This window comes from Pseudomonas mandelii, assembly GCF_006438925.1.
GTDB lineage: Bacteria > Pseudomonadota > Gammaproteobacteria > Pseudomonadales > Pseudomonadaceae > Aquipseudomonas > Aquipseudomonas mandelii_C.
This window is the reverse complement of record NZ_RCZA01000006.1, coordinates 133,805-149,663: the sequence shown is the minus strand read 5'-3', so window position 1 is coordinate 149,663 and position 15,859 is coordinate 133,805. Positions and strand designations below refer to the sequence as shown.

Genomic DNA, 15,859 nt, shown 5'->3' with positions numbered 1-15,859 from the left:
TATGACGTCGATTGCAAGTCGCGGCCTGACCCTGAGTTATCAGCGCCAGGTGATTATTGACGCGCTGGACATGCAACTGCCCAAGGGCAAGATCTCGGTGCTGATTGGCAGTAACGGCTGCGGTAAAAGTACCTTGCTCAAATCCTTCGCCCGACTGCTGAAACCGCAGCAAGGCTCGGTGATTCTCAATGGTGTGGATATCCAGCAAAAATCCACGGCAGCGGTGGCGCGTGAGTTGGCCATCCTGCCCCAGACACCGACGGCGCCGGAGGGCATTACCGTTCGCCAACTCGTGGCCCTGGGCCGATACCCTTATCAGAGCTGGATGCAACAGTGGTCGGCCGAGGATGAAACCATGGTCAATCGCGCGCTGTCGCAGACCAGTCTGCAGGCGCTGGCGGATCGGCCGGTGGATGCTTTGTCCGGCGGGCAGCGCCAGCGTGCGTGGATCGCCATGACCCTGGCCCAGGACACCGGCATTGTGTTGCTGGACGAGCCGACGACCTTCCTCGACCTGGCTCACCAGATTGAAGTGCTGGACCTGCTGCGCGACCTCAACCGGCTCGAGAACAAAACCATCATCATGGTGCTTCACGACCTCAACCTGGCCTGTCGTTATGCGGATCATATGGTGGCGGTACATGAACGTACGGCATTTGCCCAAGGCCGGCCGGAGGACGTCTTGACTCAGGCGCTGGTCAAAACCGTGTTCGACCTCAACTGCCGGATTATTCCTGATCCGTTTTTTGGTACGCCGATGTGCATCCCGTTTGGTCGGGAATTGCCGCAATGACTCTGGCTCACCACTTCACCGCGCAAGAGTGGAACGTGCTGGGCGCTGGGTTGCGGTTGAAGGACAGCGCCGAGCGTGATCCATTACGCTCACTGATGGCGCGTGACCTGTTGCAGGAAGATGTGTGCGAGCGTTTGCTGGACGCATTGAGCCCGGTCATTGGCTCGCCGTCGCGGGCGATCACCGCCTCTCTGCTGGGCAAGCGCCTGTCGTTCCTGGCCACCGGCGCCTGTTTGTATGCCATGTCGGTGTACGACAAAGGACTGCTGCTGTCGCTGGACAACACGGTGATCGAGTACGGCCATGATGACGGGCTGTGGACGTCTTCGATGCCGCTGGCTCATTCCCAGCCGCTGACGTACGGCGCAGGTGAGCGCGAGGCCTGGCGGGAAACCCTGGTGCAGTCACTGTTTGCCGGGCTGTTGAAGCCGCTGTGGCAAACCTTCAACCGTGTGAGTGGTGTTTCACGGCGCATCTTGTGGGAAAACTCCGCCGTACGCGTGTATTCGTTGTATGAAAAGCGCATGGCAAAAATCGACGAGCCGTCGGTACGCGAGCGCCATGAAGCGGACTTCAGGTGGTTGCTGACCCAGGCAGAACCTGCGCTGTTCGGCCTCGATTACAACCCGTTGAGCCATTTCCGTCGTCCGCCGACACTGGTCGACGAGGGGCAGCGCAGCATTCGCTTTCGACGAACCTGCTGCTTCTATTACCTGGCGACTGAGCCCGCTGAGTATTGTTCGACCTGCCCACTGCTGCGTCCGGGGAAATGCCGATGAGTTATCAGATCAACCCTCGCCAGCAGCTCGTCACCCCGGAGTTGCTCAACGCCTACCGGTCGATCCCTTCGTCAACCATCGGCCATTTTTCTGATCGGGGTTTCCTGCGGGGGATCAAGCCGCTGTTCAACGACATCCGCATGGTCGGCACTGTCGTCACCGTCAAAGTCTTCCCGCCGGATGGCAGCATTTTGCGTGAAGCGCTGTTGCTGAGTGAGCCGGGCGACGTGCTGGTGATCGAATGTGTGGGCGACGAGGAGTGTGGCTGCTGGGGCGAACTGCGCACCCTGGCCGGGTTGATCAAGGGGTTGGCCGGCGTGGTGGTGTCGGGTGCGGTCACGGATGTCAGTGCATTGCGTCGCCATGGGTTGCCGATCTTTTGCCGGGACGTCAGTGCGTACACGACTCGCGGCATTGGCGCCCGTGGGGAGGTCAATCGGTCGATCAATGTGGGCGGGGTTCGGGTGCAACCGGGGGACTTGGCTATCGGTGATGATGACGGTGTCTACATCCTCGATGCCCTGCGTGCGGCCGAGCTGCTTCCCGAGCTCTTGGCCAAAGAGGAAATGGACCAACAGCGCAGGGCCGAATTCTTGCAGAGGCTCAATCAGCGAAAGAGCTGACTTCCCGAGCTGAAATGAAAAGGGGCAACTGTGCAGTTGCCCCTTTTTTCGTCTATCGGTCAGAAGCCGAGTTTGTCTCGCAGTCCGTAATACCAGGCGCCCAACGCAGCGAATGGTGTACGCAGCAGTTGTCCGCCGGGGAACGGGTAGTGGGGCAGGTCGGCGAACGCGTCGAAACGCTCAGCCTGGCCACGCAACGCTTCGGCCAGCACCTTGCCCGCCAGGTGCGTATAGGTCACGCCATGGCCGCTGCAACCCTGGGAATAGTAGATGTTGTCGCCCAGGCGTCCGACCTGAGGAAGACGCGACAAGGTCAGCAGGAAATTGCCGGTCCAGGCGTAATCGATCTTCACGTCCTTGAGCTGCGGGAAGGCTTTGAGCATCTTCGGCCGAATAATCGCCTCGATGTTCGCCGGATCCCGCGCGCCATACACCACGCCACCGCCGAAGACCAGGCGCTTGTCGCCGGTCAAACGGTAGTAGTCGAGCAGGTAATTGCAGTCCTCGACGCAGTAATCCTGCGGCAACAGGCTCTTGGCCAATGCTTCACCCAAGGGTTCAGTTGTGATCACCTGAGTCCCGCAGGGCATCGATTTGGCGGCCAGTTCCGGCACCAGATTGCCGAGATACGCGTTACCCGCAACGATGATGAACTTGGCCCTGACCTTGCCCTGAGGCGTATGCACCACGGGATTCGCGCCGCGCTCGATGCGCACTGCCGGCGATTGCTCGTAAATGGTGCCGCCCAGCGACTCGACCGCTGCCGCTTCGCCCAACACCAGATTCAGCGGATGAATGTGCCCACCGCTCATGTCGAGCATGCCGCCGATGTACTGGTCGCAAGCGACTACTTCACGGATGCGACGCTGATCCATCAGTTCAAGCTGCGTGTGACCGAACCGCTCCCACAGACGCTTCTGGGATTCCAGGTGGCCCATCTGCTTGGCGGTAATGGCGGCGAATACACCACCGTCCTTCAAGTCGCACTGGATATTATATTTGGCAACCCGCTCACGAATGATCCGCCCACCTTCGAACGCCATCTGCCCCAGCAATTGAGCCTGCTTGGGGCCGACACTGCGCTCGATCACATCGATGTCGCGACTATAACTGTTAACGATCTGGCCACCGTTCCGGCCCGACGCACCAAAACCTACCTTCGCCGCTTCAAGCATCGTGACCCGGAAACCGTTTTCCAGCAGAAACAGGGCAGAGGACAGACCGGTGTAACCGGCACCGATCACACAGACATCAGTCTCTACGTCATCCTGCAAGGCCGGGCGCGGCGGAACCGCATTGGCCGATGCTGCGTAATAGGATTCCGGGTAGGGGGTGTTCGCCATCCTGCAGCCTCTGTTTAATATATTTTACGAGTGCCTCGATCCTACCCGAGATAAAAATCGACCGCCAGCCACCGCAAAATCTTCTTTGCAGCCGCAAAATTAAATATTTTGCATATTCATAGAGTTAGCTCGAAAAAAGGTGTTGACACCCCTCCGGAATTCCGTAGAATGCCGCCTCACAGCAGGCACGTAGCTCAGTTGGTTAGAGCACCACCTTGACATGGTGGGGGTCGTTGGTTCGAGTCCAATCGCGCCTACCAAACAAAATCCGCTCTGCTGGGCGGTCTAGAAGGGCTCACCGAAAGGTGGGCCCTTTTTTGTTGGGTGCTGTTTGGAAAAACGTTGGAAACGATTTGGAAAAACGAACCACCATCAAAGCGTTAAATCGGCTTTCACCTTCATGTAAACCACAGCGTCATCGCCGTGACCAGCCTGGTAATGCTCAGTCATCTTCACGTCGGCATGACCCATGACAATCTCCAAGTGCACGGGCTTTCCGTAGTTCTGCGTCTTCCCGGGTGACACCTTGATGGTGTTCTGCTCGAGGTCCACGGCCGATTTCGGCCACATCACGATATCTTCCCGCCGCTGAAGACTCAGCAGACCCAAACGTATTGCTCGCCTGAGCCAGATTGGTGTCCCCACGTATTCCAATATCTTGTTCAGACCTTCGACGGTGTGCCGCTGGCGCTTCTTCTCGGCCTCTTTCTTGACCAGGGTCAGTTCGGCGGAGTTGCGATCGCACAGGCCCTTGGCCACCGTGAACGCGAACACTTGGACCAGCAGCCCTCGATGCTTGGTGTAGGCGTTGTTCTCGAAACCATCCAGATACTCGGCGATTGTCAGCACATTCAGCTGCCCCATCATCAGGTCGCCAAGGTCCTCGCGGTACCGGGCCAACTTGAATTTGATTTCCTTCATGGTGCTCGCGGCGTAGGTCTTGGTGGTCAGCCATTCCTTTTCGAAACGCTCCAGGCAACCGCTGAACTTCGGTGCGGCGTCACCGGTGAGCATGGCCAGCAACGAACCATCGTCAGCCAGCAACGGAAGCAGCTTGGCGTTGGCGGCGTTGGCCAGTTTGATGGCCTCGGCCATCGGCTTGTTGATGCTGGTCTTCTTGCCGGTGATCGGGTTCTTGTACTGCCAGTACTTCCCGTTCGGGTACAGGTTCGCTGGCAGGTCCCGGTTCTTCACTGTCCTGGCGCGCGGGGGAGCCATCAGCGCACCTCCATCATCTTGGCGAGCAACGGATCGTTCGATCCAATCACGGCTGCCTGTAGATCCACGAAATACATCCCGCCTTTTACCTCTCCGATCACTTCGCCTTCCTCAATCCATTTTTTCAACTGCTGCAGACTCAGCTTGCCGCCGGCGTAGCGCAGCTTCCGATACTCGCCTGCCTCCATGAGGCGTGGCACCCTTGCTCAGCTCGCCCAGCTCCCAGTCGTGGCGCCCGGTCTGTTGCCGCCGGCGCTGGACGATGCACTTCTTGGCTAGGGTAGGGAGCGCGTCACCGCTGAAGACGGTGGAACTCATCCCGAATCCAAGCAGTTCAGAACGTAGTCCCAACCGCAATCGGCGACGAACTCCGCGACGGTGCGAGGCCCCATGCCGCCCCAGTAGGCATTCCAGCTGTTGTCCCAGCAGTTGATGGTGATCTTGCCCTGGGCGGTCTGGTAGTTCGGATTGGATTCGGTCGGGCAGTCGCGGCGGCCGAAGTCCTCGAGGAACACGGTGATCGCGTCGAGTCGCGCCGCGCCGGTGATGACCAACTTCGTCACGGTCGACCGCTCCAACCTTTTCAATTCGTTTAGCGGCCGCTCGGACGGTGTTCGGCGAGAGTTTGAATTCCTCCGCAACTTCTGCAACGTGCTTGTAGATGAGTGCATCGTGGATTTGTTGATCTCGGGCTCCGTTACGCAGGCCCGCATAGATGACTGCTTGCATAGGTTGTCTCCAGGCAGACGCCTGCCTCGCCGGCTGGCATGATTCGTTGAAGTGAGGTATTTGTGTTCGGCCCGGCATGGAGCCGGATCAAGGAGATCGAAATGGTGTTAGTGGATAGGCCGTACCCAGTTGTCTATGAGCATCGAGGCGTTAAAGCGAAGATTGATTTCGAATGGGATAGCGACAGTGATTCTGTGCCAACAGGACTTAGAATCGCTGTTGAGATCGAAGAAAGGCAGGTTGAAGCAATCCGTGAAAATGCCAAGTACAACAGCTTCAATGAGGCGTTAGCCCGCGGTAAAGCATTGGCGAGGCTAGACATCGATTTGACTCTTGGGCCTGATCTTTCGGCTTGAAAACAGTACTCAGCGCAATAGGTTAGGGTGGGTCAGGCGGCTGGCGCAGAGTCGTGAAAAACGTCCATCTGTGCCGCGCCGTCGAGCCAGGCCGCTGCAATTCGGCGTTCAGCCATGGCGGCATAGTGCGGGTTTAGTTCGCAGAGGACTGACTTTCGGCCTTCCTGCATGGCGACCACCGCCGTGGTACCGGCACCGCCGAAAGGGTCCAGCACAATACCGCCCCGCGGAGCCCCGGCCAAAACACATGGACGGATCAGGTCGGGTGGGAAGGTGGCGAAGTGGGCACCTTTGAAGCTGTGGGTTGCCACGGTCCAAACGCTGCGGTTGTTCCGCTCACTTGGCATCACCGCAAGGGCTGAGTTCATCGACTCGTTGTCCTTGATGCGTCCCCGGCATCGTTCTTTATCGTCTGAACCATGGCCCCATCCGACACCGTTCGATTTCCTGGCCACAGCCTTCATGTTGCTGTCCCGTCCTGAAATAGGTTTACACCGGTTTCAGGACTAGACACTGCGATTTGCAAAACTCCCACCTCAAAACGCCAACTCGGCGCCCACCCTCCAGATAATCGACCTTCTTTTCGTCGTGTCTTCACTTTGCCGGTGGCCCGCTCGATGACGTGATAGGCGTTCCCGCCGAAGCGAACCGCGCTTACTGGTGCCTCCTTGCCGATCAGCACGTTGTTAATTCAGGCTTTGGATTTGGTTTGCTGTATCTGACCTGTGAATCATTGAGCGGCCTCACGGTCATATCGCTGACCTTTGCATTCAGGACGTTCAAATGAAGCGTGCAGTAATAATGTTCATGGCCATTTCAGGCTCTCTCCTGCTGGGAGGCTGTGGGCCTCACTGGGACGACGGAGAAAGGTACGGTCGAGATCGTGATCGAGGTCATGATTACCGTCGTGGATACGACCGAGGTTATGACGATGATCGAAGGGATGACCGCAGATATGATCGTCGTGACGATGATCAGGGGTATGAACGCAATCACGGCCGTGATCGTGATCGTGATCGTGACGATAGAGGCGACTGAATGCGCTTGTCTTCAGCGGCGCGGGTTGCCAGTGATTCAGGCGTAAGATAGCGGTGCTACCTCATTAAAAGGAGCCGCATATGATCGCCGGCCAAACGAACAATCAGGTATCTGAGGGCAGAGCTGTTTGGGATCAATACTTCTGCGCTGCGTTGATTGCGGAAAGCAATCTGACGGCACCGGTTGTAGGAGGGGCTACTCATGAAGACAGGCAGAACCTGTTGATTGAAAGGGCCAAAGCTCTCGCCGACAAGATGATGGAAAACAGAAAATAACCAGAGCCCAGCCATCGCGCTGGGCTCTTCACATCCGGATTTCGGCATTGATGCAGCGTTACTAAGTCAGGCAATCAAGTCTACTTTGCCACTAGCAAGGCGATAGACGCCTCCCACTATCTTCAACGTGCCCTTGCTGAGCGCATCTGTCAGCAGTGGAGAGGCATTTTTGAGGCGGTTAACCGAATCTTTGACATTCTGCGCTGTAGCGTTGTCGATAAGGCTTCCGGGGTTATTGAGCACTTTCTCGATAGAAGGTTTAAGTGCGTCAGTCAATTTCGGGATGTGGCCAGGGAATACAGTGTGATCTTTTACTGCCTTTATACCTGCACTAATGGCGCCGCAGCTCTCATGCCCCAGTACGAGGATCAGTGGTGCGCCGAGCACCGCGACAGAGTATTCAAGGCTTGCCAACCCCTCATCGGTAACGAAATTGCCCGCGACGCGTATGGCGAAAAGATCGCCTCGAGCAGTATCAAAAGCATACTCAGGGGCGATACGGGAGTCAGAGCAACCTAGTACCGACACGAACGGGTTCTGGCCTGAGACCAAGGCTTCCCGCTCTGACTTGAAGTCATGTGTCTTGGAGTTGCCGGAAACATACCGTTCATTTCCCTCCATAAGCCTTTGAAGTGCCATGTCAGGACTGATGGAGTTTTGTGGTTTTGGCGCAGCAGCGGTTTTCTCGGCAGCCTGAACGAATTTGTCGGGCAGTGCACCGGCAAGTAGCAGAGCGCCTGCCCCTAGTCCGGCAAACTGAAGAAATCTACGACGACCACTCGCGTTTTGAACAGGGTTTGAATCACATGATTTACACATGATCTTGTGTACTCAGGTCGGTTGATGGGAATGACTTGCTGTTGGAGGGCAAGTGCTTCCAGGGACCTTCGGCACTTGTGGTTGGAGTCTAGACGGGATGTAACATTATGTTGCTCAGGGTTTGCTGCCAGGCAAGGCGGGGGGCGTGGGTTTGGTCGCCTTTAACACCGAGAACCTCAAATGCCTTCAAGCGTTCTCAAAAACTCCCGGATGTGTCCGGCCGCCTCTTCAGGCGCAACCTGAAGCAGGCAGTGCGGTGCTTCGATTTCAATGATTCGTGTGTCACGCTTCATTGAAGAGACCAGCGCAGACGCTGTCCCGGGAACCACCGAATCGTGCTTAGCGCGAAGATAAATAGTCGGTACGCTGACTTGGGCGAGCTTGGCGGATACGTCAACGGCAAGAACCGATCGTAGTCGTGAACGCATTACCGAAGGGCTCACTTGAGGGATGGCCTGACGTAGCGCTACACGCAGGGCTCTCGTGGAAAACCGGCCGAGTAATAATTTGCTGATCCATCCGACAGGCACAAGGCTGAACGGCAGTGCGCCTAGCAAAAAACTCAAGTGCCTGAATATCGGCCTTGGGTTGCGTGCGAATGTGCTGCATAGCACGAGTCCCACCTGCTGGGGGAGTTGCCTGGCGCTCAGAGAAATAGCGATCGGTCCCGAGAAGGATTCACCCAGCAGTACGAATGGGCGGTCGGATGGCAGAGACTCTCGAACCAGTGACTCCAGCGCTGTGTAGCTCAGCGGAATATTGGGGGGATAGGTGATGATTAGCGTATCGAATTCGCGCTCCATGATGGCTGCAAAGGCTGCGAACAATTCACCTGTTCCATCCATTCCAGGTAGCAGGACGAGTGTGGGAGTTAATCGATTCATGTGTTCCGTCCTTGGTGAGCGACCATTCTGCCGTCGATACCGCCCCGAAAGCCCGGCACCATTTTCATCATCGACCCAGCGGTGGATGACGAAACGTTGCTCGTCCTTGCCTGCGAATCGTTGGCGCCGGCCAGCGTTATGGCCAGTGCTATCGCCGGCCTAATGGAAGGCCTGCAGCGCAAGACGATGCTGGTGCTGCAACAGGTGATCATGATGGGTGAGTTAGCGGTCAATCGCGTACTGGATAACCACAAGCCTGGGTAGTCGCCGGGCACTGTAACGAGGGGATTGCCCCCTCGTTACATGAAGAGCATGAATCACTACTGGCGTGGTTCATCTCAACAACGTCGGACCTGCGAGGTAGGTCCAACCAACTAAAATCAATCTTACCTGGCGTTCAATTTCTTCAGTTCTTCATAAGTCGCCGACTGTACAAACCAGAAGCCGGAGATGATGCACCACGTCAGGGTGCCGGTAATGAAAACGCCTGCCCCGGACCAGAAGCCCTGAACGAAAATCATGACCACTGCGGCGATCCAGATTACGGCCAGTGCGACGTACAGAACTACGTTGTTTACGCCAATTACGAACTCTTTCACGTCTATTCCCTTTTGAATGATTATCCTCTGGCTCCTTGCGCAAGGGCCAGTGGGCGGCATGATAGGTAGATAGCTGGCTGTTCGCCAGTCATGTCACGGCCTGTTACTCAAATCGACCAATAAGCAAAATCATCCTTCCAGCACCCACGCCTCATCAGTTACCGCCTGAGCAAGCAATCATGCTTCGAAAAAATCGCCCTCAGTCTGCGGATGCCTGGAAGGCAGATTTCCAGATTTTGGACTACTACTGACAAGCCCATTTCCTTATCCCTGTCAGGAGCATCCCTATGCTGTTTCACTGGTTTCTTGCGGCGATCCACCTCTTGGCTGTTGCTTTGGGCCTCTGGGCGGTGCTCACCCGAGGGACGGCATTAAGCCGCCTGGCCGCCGGTACGGCGCAGGTTCGCAGCGTTCTGGTTGCCGATAACGTATGGGGCATCTGTGCGGGTATTTTGCTGATCACAGGTTTGATGCGAGCCTTCGGTGGGTACGAAAAAGGCACCGACTATTACCTTCATCAGCCGTTGTTCCATCTGAAGATGACGCTGTTCGTGATCATTCTGCTGCTTGAAGTGGCACCAATGATCACCTTGATCAAGTGGCGGATCGCCTTGGGCAGGGGCGCTTCGATTGACCAGGGCCGAGCCAGGCTGTTTGCACGCATCAGCCATATCGAAGCGTTGTTGTTGATGTTGATGGTGATTGCGGCCACCGGCATGGCGCGCGGTGTGACCTTCGGCTAACAACGGCGTGATTCGTCGGGGTTAAAGCGAATAGTCTGACAGCCACGGCGTGGCCGGGCCGGTAGCATCGGCTTCACGTAATGGGGGGAGGAGGCGAGTGCTCAGCAAAATGCCGAGCATGAATCTCTAGCCAGCCATTGCGCTGTAACGAACGGGCTGGCTACTGACTGCAACAGGATTCAGGGAGTCTGCGGTTTGTCTGGAGCGGTGAGGCCAGCCTGAATGCGCTGATAGATTTCTTCGCGATGAACCGCAACGTCTTTCGGGGCATTGATGCCAATTCTGACTTGCTGGCCGCTAACGCCCAGAATGGTGATCGTAATGTCATCACCAATATTTATGCTTTCACCGACTTTGCGGGTGAGTATCAGCATGGTCTTCTCCTTGATTGCTTTGTAGGGCACCTGATTCGGACAGTGCAGAGGTCGGTGGTATGTATAGATTAGTGCGAAGTCTCACGGTTTGGGTGCCTCTTTCTGACGCGCAGATGCTGCATTAATTCCCAAGGCGTAACTATACAGAGGCCGCAACCATCATTCTCGTTGTTTTGAGCCCATTTTGCGGCACTCGGGAAGTATTCATGGATGCTAAAATCGCCGCTTTAAGCATTCTGAGGGAAGCGTTGTGCGCAAAATCGTCTTAGTAATCGCGGTACTGGCGCTGGCGGGATGCGGTGAGGGCAAGAGTATTGAGGCACAAAAGCCACAAGCGGCAGTCGCGGCTGCACCTTCGGTGGTATCCGCGCCACAATGGGATCTCGAAGTTCGAGGCGAAACACCTCAGGCGGTCAGCGATTTGAGCGGCTGGCTGATTGAGCACAGTTTCGTTTCCAATATCGTCAAGGAAAATGGAAAGACCCGGATTCTGCTCGGGCCATTCAGTTCGAAAGCCGAGGCCGAGGCCAAACAGACAGAAGTGCGTGCGGCGCTCACCCGGGCGAAGAAACAGAACATCGAATTGTTGGTTGTCGATCATCCAGTAGCCCAGTAGCAGTCCTTTTCCAGGCTGCGTTCGACGGAACGCCTTAAAGGGGATCCACATTGACTCGTTTCTAGACGTAGTCACTGTCGATTCCCAGTAGGAGTTCCCCCATGGCCTCCGCCACCCCTTACAAAATATTCGACGCAGTCCTGCGGCACAAAAAGGCGCTGAGTCCTCATTTGATGCGCGTCACTCTGGCCGGTCCGATGGTTACCGAAATGGCGACCAGGGCACCCAACCAGCGCGTGAAGCTATTCTTTCCGGCTGTAGAAGGTTCGCCTGCCAGGCTCGCTCATGGCGATGGCTGGTATGCACGTTACCGCTCGATACCGGTTGCCCAGCGCCCGGCAATGCGCACTTACACCATCCGACATTTGCGTGCCGAGCAGGGCGAAGTGGATATCGACTTCGTGTTGCACGGCGAAACCGGACTCGCATCCCGTTGGGCAATTCATGCAGCGGCGGGTGAGCCGATCCAGATCTTCGCACCTGATAGCCAGTTTTCGGCGCAAGACGCGGGCGGTTTCGAGTGGAAGCCACCTCAACAGCTCAAGCATCTGTTAATGGTCACCGATGCCACGGCCTTGCCCGCGGCGCTCGGCATTCTGGATGAGCTGGCAGCGCTTGCCGTACCACCGTTAATCCAGGCGTTTTTTGAAGTAGACAGTGTGGACGATGCATTGCCGGTTCCTGACGGGCCCGGACTTGCGGTGGAGTGGCTGATTCGAGATCACGCCACCGCGACTGGAGGCTGCGCAAATACTTGATCAAGGAATGCGGCATTGCCAAGGAGTCACTCAACCTGATGGGCTACTGGCGCTACAACAAAGCGGGCGGGTAGAAACGAACGCCGGCTCGATTGAATGCGGTTGAGATAACCGTATATAAATAGATCTTCAGAGCACTCCGATGCGCTCGGGGTCCACGACGTCGGATGTGGAAGGCGAGTGCCCATTGCTCGGGTAAATGGGCCGAGGATCACGATTGAGGGAGACGGCGCTTTGCCGCGCTCAGGGAGATGGATTTCTCCCCGAGGGCAGTGCCTCCACTACGGCAAAGCGGACTTTCTCGATCTGTGCCATTTATCTGATATCTGATCCCACCGATTGAGGAGGGGATCAGTCGTCAAATTGGCGCCATTCGTCGATCCCCGCGAGATTCCGCCGCCGGTTCTCTTGTGCGTCGATCCGCTGGGAAGGAAACCGGTCCGCACCGACTGTCCAACGTGCCGTCGCTCGCGCCACCCTACGTCCAAAGCGCTCCGCGCTAAGCCTATCGCCTGGGTGCGGAGCGTTCTCCACCGAGCCATCATTCAAGCTTTGAGTCATCAAGCCTAGCCATGATCCATTGACGTTCACGTCGGTGAAACCGCCATCGGTGTAGCAGCCGCCGGGCAAATCCCCGGCGCTTACCCACATCATTCCCATTTGCGCCGCGAAGACCGACATCTGCTGAAGCGCTACGAGCTTGTCGCCGGAGCGCGATCCTGAGTTTGTGAACCCGGCAGCGATCTTGTCCTTCCACTCCTGGCTACGCCACGGCACGATACCAGCCTCGAGGAACAGCTTGAACAATCCATGGGCCGACCCCATATAGGTGGGCGCACCAAAAACCATGGCATCAGCCGCCGCTAGCCGGCTCATGACAGCGTCGTCACGCCATCTGCCATCACTATCGATCTGAGCGGGCACGATCTCGATGAGTTCGGCACATGTTCCCGCAACCTCTTCTGCGCCTCGCTTGACATGCTCCGCAACAGTCCGGGTGTGACCTCTTCCGGATGAATACACAATTGCGACGATAGTCATTGATTTCTCCTGATTAGTACTGCCAATAGATGCGGGTTGGTGTGGTAACTCTGTCCCCGCTTGACGCAACAAATCCGCCCTTGACTGGGGGCCAATCCAGCGAGAATGGGTGGGAACTGCGTTCGATGCAAGTGCGGGTCACTTCCTTTCAGACCAAGAAAACAGGTTGCTATTCGCGGTGGTCGACGCAGGGGCTTCTTCCAGCAGAACAGCCCAATACTCAACGACCTTTCCATCAGATCCCTTATCGTAGCCGGCCCGTCCGGGATTGTTAGGGTTATGCTGAATGCAATTTGTGTTCTTACACACTGTGGACCGATTTCTGCTTGTGGCCGCCGGCAGCAATGGGCAGCTCTCTACCGATCATGGTTACTAAGTTTGCTGGTCAAGTCCGATGCAATGGCTGGTCAATGCAATGCAAACGAGTGATCAGTACCGATGCAATCAGGTGGTCAAGTTAAACCCGAGGCCTTTATGTTTTCAGCGTGCGCTTAACCGCAGGCTTTCATGTCGACCGGGCCGACAAACTCGTTGCCGCGTCCCATGACGCACGCCACGCTTTGGTTACGCTGTCGTTCCCAGGCCTCTACGGGATAGGTTTTGCTCCAGGCTTCGTACAGTTGTCGATCCTGTTTCGACAGGCGCAAACCATATTGCTTGCTCATGTAGAAATACGTTCGGGCGATCATGCCGCGTATGGACGGGCGGGGCATGACCTTCTTCGCCTTGAAGTCGACCTGGGTCAGGCACGAGCCATATTGGCCCGACTGCACCGGCAACCAGCCGAAACTGAAGTTGCTGCGATCGCCATTCACTTCACCAATGCTCGGCACCAGGTTGTGCAGGTCCGCTTCGGCCTTCTGGTAGATCGGATCGTAACGCGTGCAGTTCTTGCGCCCACCTTCTTGCCAGCACTGACGCTGATGGCCGATCTGCCAGGCGGGAACAATGTGTTCCCACTCGATGCGGGAAGCGCGCTTGGCGTTTTTACGCGGTACATAACCGCAGGCTGCGAGGTTGACCTTGTTGCCGGTGTATTTGCACCCGCAATAGAACTCTGTGGATTGCGGTGCGTAGAGCTTCCAGGCAACTTTCTTGGCTTCGTTGAAGGTGCGTGGGGCGCCAGCCTGGGCGCCAACGGTGATGAACAAAAACAGCAAAGCAAACCAGCGGACACTCATTGACTCAATCTTCCTTCGGAACAACCCAAAAAATCTGCACACCGCCATCGTCGCGATAGGCGAGGGTGACGTTGTCGTTCTCGTCGATTTCTTCGAGCAATTGTTCCCACTCATCCACAGGTTCGTCCGGTAGACGGAAGATCAAGGCTGCTTTGGCTTTTTGAGCAGTGGGGGAATTGATGATTTTTTGAACGCGCATACCCATGCGTTCATAGGCGTCAGGAGAGGCGGAGGTGGTGGCCACGGAATTATCCTTATTAAGCTGTACGTGCATACAGTATTTAACTGTAAGCATTTTCGCAACTGCTTAAAATTCAAGAAAATCCTCTGACAGACATTTCTTCCGTTTGGTGTAGGACCAAGGGAAAATTTTTATCGAAATATCGGAAGGGGGTGTGAGCCACTCGCCTGGGTTGGCGAGTGGTGAAAGCAGTGCCCGACCGAAACCGGTCGGGCGAGGGCGAATCAGTATTCCCAGAACATCCGTTGCAGCTCTTTGCTGTCGTTGGTCTTGGTCAGTGCAACCATGGCCAGGATGCGAGCCTTTTGCGGGTTCAGGTCATGCGCCACAACCCAGTCGTACTTGTCGTCTGGCTGTTCAGCGTTACGCAGTACGAACCCGCCGGCGTTGACGTGGGACGAACGAATGATTTGCACGCCGTCCTTGCGCAAGGCTTGCAGCGATGGGACTACACGGGACGAGACTGAGCCATTGCCGGTACCGGCGTGAATGATGGCTTTGGCGCCAGACTGAGCCAGCGCTTTGTAAGCAGTATCGCTGACATTGCCGTAGGAATAGGCGATTTCGACGTCAGGCAGGCTCTTGATGGTTTTGATGTCGAATTCCGAGTCCATGGTGTGGCGCTTGGCCGGCAGACGGAACCAGTAGGATTTGCCCTCGACCACCATGCCGAGTGGGCCCCAGGCACTTTTGAACGCCTCGGTCTTGATGTTGATCATTTTGCTGACGTCGCGACCCGACTGGATTTCATCGTTCATGGTCACCAGTACGCCTTTGCCGCGTGCCTCTTTGCTGCTGGCCACGGCCACTGCGTTGTACAGGTTCAGCATGCCATCGGCCGACATAGCGGTGCCTGGGCGCATGGAGCCGACAACGATGATTGGCTTGTCGGTTTTTTCCACCAGGTTCAGGAAGTAGGCGGTTTCTTCCAGGGTGTCGGTGCCGTGGGTGATGACGATGCCGTCGACGTCCTTGCTGTCGGCCAGCTCAGCCACGCGACGACCCAGTTGCAGCAGGTTGTCGTTGGTGATGCTTTCGGACGCGATCTGCATGACCTGTTCGCCACGAACGTTAGCCAGCTGGCTGAGTTCCGGAACCCCGGCGATCAATTGTTCGATGCCGACTTTTGCCGCTTGATAGGTCGCGCTATTGGCGGCGCTGGCGCCCGCGCCGGCAATGGTGCCGCCGGTGGCCAGGATCACCACGTTCGCCAGTTTCTGTTGGGTTTCGACTTCTTTTGCCTGAAGGGCAGTAGGCAGGAGCAGCAAGAGGGCCAAAGCGCCCGGAACGAAGGTCTTGAAAGCAGATGTCATTATTTTTCTCTCTAGTAGTGAGACGGTGCTGATGCAGGTTCATCTAGATGCGCCCCAAGTGGATCTGAACGCTTGGGGTGAATGAGATGAGCAGGATCTATACCAGTCGTACTTTGAATGAGGAAAACTTTTAACT

Annotated in this window: 21 protein-coding genes, 1 tRNA gene and 2 pseudogenes; 11 read left to right on the top strand and 13 right to left on the bottom strand. The window is 56.5% G+C overall.

Features of this window, described 5'->3' with window-relative positions; all coding sequences use genetic code 11:
- The first annotated feature begins 1 nt into the window (after nt 1).
- From EAH74_RS15365 to EAH74_RS15355, 3 genes are read left to right on the top strand one after another with little or no spacing between them, the layout of a single operon-like run.
- Nucleotides 2–793 (top strand): ABC transporter ATP-binding protein, encoded by a 792-nt coding sequence (locus tag EAH74_RS15365; RefSeq protein WP_140679619.1) that lies wholly within the window; start codon nt 2–4, stop codon nt 791–793.
- The gene (locus EAH74_RS15360; RefSeq protein WP_140679618.1) at nt 790–1,572 is read left to right on the top strand and encodes an IucA/IucC family C-terminal-domain containing protein; all 783 of its coding nucleotides are present in this window, start codon (nt 790–792) and stop codon (nt 1,570–1,572) included. Before EAH74_RS15365 ends, EAH74_RS15360 begins: the two co-directional genes overlap by 4 nt.
- Nucleotides 1,563–2,195: an RraA family protein gene (locus EAH74_RS15355; RefSeq protein WP_140679893.1), complete on the top strand. Its 633-nt coding sequence runs from the start codon at nt 1,563–1,565 to the stop codon at nt 2,193–2,195. The genes EAH74_RS15360 and EAH74_RS15355 overlap by 10 nt, the downstream gene beginning before the upstream one ends.
- A gap of 59 nt (nt 2,196–2,254) precedes the next feature.
- Here EAH74_RS15355 and EAH74_RS15350 read toward each other — a convergent pair whose 3' ends face one another.
- Nucleotides 2,255–3,538, bottom strand: coding sequence for an NAD(P)/FAD-dependent oxidoreductase (locus EAH74_RS15350; protein ID WP_140679617.1), 1,284 nt, complete (start codon nt 3,536–3,538; stop codon nt 2,255–2,257).
- 183 nt (nt 3,539–3,721) lie between these two features.
- Here EAH74_RS15350 and EAH74_RS15345 point away from each other — a divergent pair.
- Nucleotides 3,722–3,798, top strand: a tRNA-Val gene (locus EAH74_RS15345).
- A 112-nt stretch (nt 3,799–3,910) separates the two neighbouring features.
- On the opposite strand, the gene EAH74_RS15340 is transcribed toward EAH74_RS15345, so the two are convergent.
- From EAH74_RS15340 to EAH74_RS33355, 3 genes are all read right to left on the bottom strand, one after another.
- Nucleotides 3,911–4,756, bottom strand: a complete 846-nt coding sequence (locus tag EAH74_RS15340; protein WP_140679616.1) for a phage integrase Arm DNA-binding domain-containing protein — start codon at nt 4,754–4,756, stop codon at nt 3,911–3,913.
- Nucleotides 4,756–4,944, bottom strand: a complete 189-nt coding sequence (locus EAH74_RS15335) for a hypothetical protein (RefSeq protein ID WP_140679615.1) — start codon at nt 4,942–4,944, stop codon at nt 4,756–4,758. The genes EAH74_RS15340 and EAH74_RS15335 overlap by 1 nt, the downstream gene beginning before the upstream one ends.
- A gap of 126 nt (nt 4,945–5,070) precedes the next feature.
- The gene (locus EAH74_RS33355; protein ID WP_240050517.1) at nt 5,071–5,319 is read right to left on the bottom strand and encodes a hypothetical protein; all 249 of its coding nucleotides are present in this window, start codon (nt 5,317–5,319) and stop codon (nt 5,071–5,073) included.
- 267 nt (nt 5,320–5,586) lie between these two features.
- On the opposite strand from EAH74_RS33355, the gene EAH74_RS15325 reads away from it, so the two are divergent.
- Nucleotides 5,587–5,841 carry a hypothetical protein gene (locus EAH74_RS15325; protein WP_140679614.1) on the top strand — a complete coding sequence of 85 codons (255 nt, stop codon included), beginning with the start codon at nt 5,587–5,589 and terminating at the stop codon, nt 5,839–5,841.
- 32 nt (nt 5,842–5,873) lie between these two features.
- On the opposite strand, the pseudogene EAH74_RS33095 reads toward EAH74_RS15325, so the two are convergent.
- Nucleotides 5,874–6,179 (bottom strand): annotated as a pseudogene (locus tag EAH74_RS33095) (DNA methyltransferase); the annotation flags it as partial.
- 545 nt (nt 6,180–6,724) lie between these two features.
- On the opposite strand from EAH74_RS33095, the gene EAH74_RS32990 reads away from it, so the two are divergent.
- Nucleotides 6,725–6,925: a hypothetical protein gene (locus EAH74_RS32990; RefSeq protein ID WP_161600333.1), complete on the top strand. Its 201-nt coding sequence runs from the start codon at nt 6,725–6,727 to the stop codon at nt 6,923–6,925.
- Nucleotides 6,926–6,959: 34 nt separating this feature from the next.
- Nucleotides 6,960–7,154: a hypothetical protein gene (locus tag EAH74_RS15310; RefSeq protein ID WP_140679612.1), complete on the top strand. Its 195-nt coding sequence runs from the start codon at nt 6,960–6,962 to the stop codon at nt 7,152–7,154.
- Between the two features lie 66 nt (nt 7,155–7,220).
- On the opposite strand, the gene EAH74_RS15305 is transcribed toward EAH74_RS15310, so the two are convergent.
- Together EAH74_RS15305 and EAH74_RS15300 are read right to left on the bottom strand one after the other, a co-directional pair.
- A complete protein-coding gene (locus tag EAH74_RS15305) occupies nt 7,221–7,973 on the bottom strand; it encodes a carbonic anhydrase (protein ID WP_140679610.1) in 753 nt (250 codons plus the stop codon).
- 176 nt (nt 7,974–8,149) lie between these two features.
- On the bottom strand, nt 8,150–8,857 hold the full coding sequence (locus EAH74_RS15300; RefSeq protein ID WP_140679609.1) for an alpha/beta fold hydrolase: 708 nt from the start codon (nt 8,855–8,857) through the stop codon (nt 8,150–8,152).
- Between the two features lie 24 nt (nt 8,858–8,881).
- Between EAH74_RS15300 and EAH74_RS15295 the strand changes: the two genes are divergently transcribed.
- Nucleotides 8,882–9,121, top strand: coding sequence for a DUF6124 family protein (locus EAH74_RS15295; RefSeq protein WP_140679608.1), 240 nt, complete (start codon nt 8,882–8,884; stop codon nt 9,119–9,121).
- A 122-nt stretch (nt 9,122–9,243) separates the two neighbouring features.
- On the opposite strand, the gene EAH74_RS15290 is transcribed toward EAH74_RS15295, so the two are convergent.
- Nucleotides 9,244–9,456: a hypothetical protein gene (locus EAH74_RS15290; RefSeq protein ID WP_033061943.1), complete on the bottom strand. Its 213-nt coding sequence runs from the start codon at nt 9,454–9,456 to the stop codon at nt 9,244–9,246.
- 287 nt (nt 9,457–9,743) lie between these two features.
- Between EAH74_RS15290 and EAH74_RS15285 the strand changes: the two genes are divergently transcribed.
- Nucleotides 9,744–10,199, top strand: a complete 456-nt coding sequence (locus tag EAH74_RS15285; protein WP_140679607.1) for a DUF2214 family protein — start codon at nt 9,744–9,746, stop codon at nt 10,197–10,199.
- Nucleotides 10,200–10,378: 179 nt separating this feature from the next.
- Here EAH74_RS15285 and csrA read toward each other — a convergent pair whose 3' ends face one another.
- Nucleotides 10,379–10,573, bottom strand: coding sequence for a carbon storage regulator CsrA (gene csrA, locus EAH74_RS15280; protein ID WP_007938114.1), 195 nt, complete (start codon nt 10,571–10,573; stop codon nt 10,379–10,381).
- A gap of 250 nt (nt 10,574–10,823) precedes the next feature.
- Between csrA and EAH74_RS15275 the strand changes: the two genes are divergently transcribed.
- Together EAH74_RS15275 and EAH74_RS15270 are read left to right on the top strand one after the other, a co-directional pair.
- A complete protein-coding gene (locus EAH74_RS15275; protein WP_140679606.1) occupies nt 10,824–11,189 on the top strand; it encodes an SPOR domain-containing protein in 366 nt (121 codons plus the stop codon).
- Between the two features lie 101 nt (nt 11,190–11,290).
- Nucleotides 11,291–12,021: pseudogene (locus EAH74_RS15270) on the top strand (siderophore-interacting protein).
- Between the two features lie 277 nt (nt 12,022–12,298).
- Here the strand turns inward: EAH74_RS15270 and EAH74_RS15265 are convergent.
- The 4 genes from EAH74_RS15265 to EAH74_RS15250 form a co-directional block, all read right to left on the bottom strand.
- The gene (locus EAH74_RS15265; RefSeq protein WP_140679604.1) at nt 12,299–12,988 is read right to left on the bottom strand and encodes a flavodoxin family protein; all 690 of its coding nucleotides are present in this window, start codon (nt 12,986–12,988) and stop codon (nt 12,299–12,301) included.
- 491 nt (nt 12,989–13,479) lie between these two features.
- The gene (locus EAH74_RS15260) at nt 13,480–14,169 is read right to left on the bottom strand and encodes an endonuclease (protein WP_140679602.1); all 690 of its coding nucleotides are present in this window, start codon (nt 14,167–14,169) and stop codon (nt 13,480–13,482) included.
- Nucleotides 14,170–14,173: 4 nt separating this feature from the next.
- Entirely contained in the window at nt 14,174–14,464 is a 291-nt protein-coding gene (locus EAH74_RS15255; protein WP_076030442.1) for a DUF1654 domain-containing protein, read from the bottom strand.
- 170 nt (nt 14,465–14,634) lie between these two features.
- Nucleotides 14,635–15,723: an asparaginase gene (locus EAH74_RS15250; RefSeq protein ID WP_046047713.1), complete on the bottom strand. Its 1,089-nt coding sequence runs from the start codon at nt 15,721–15,723 to the stop codon at nt 14,635–14,637.
- Nucleotides 15,724–15,859: the final 136 nt, after the last annotated feature.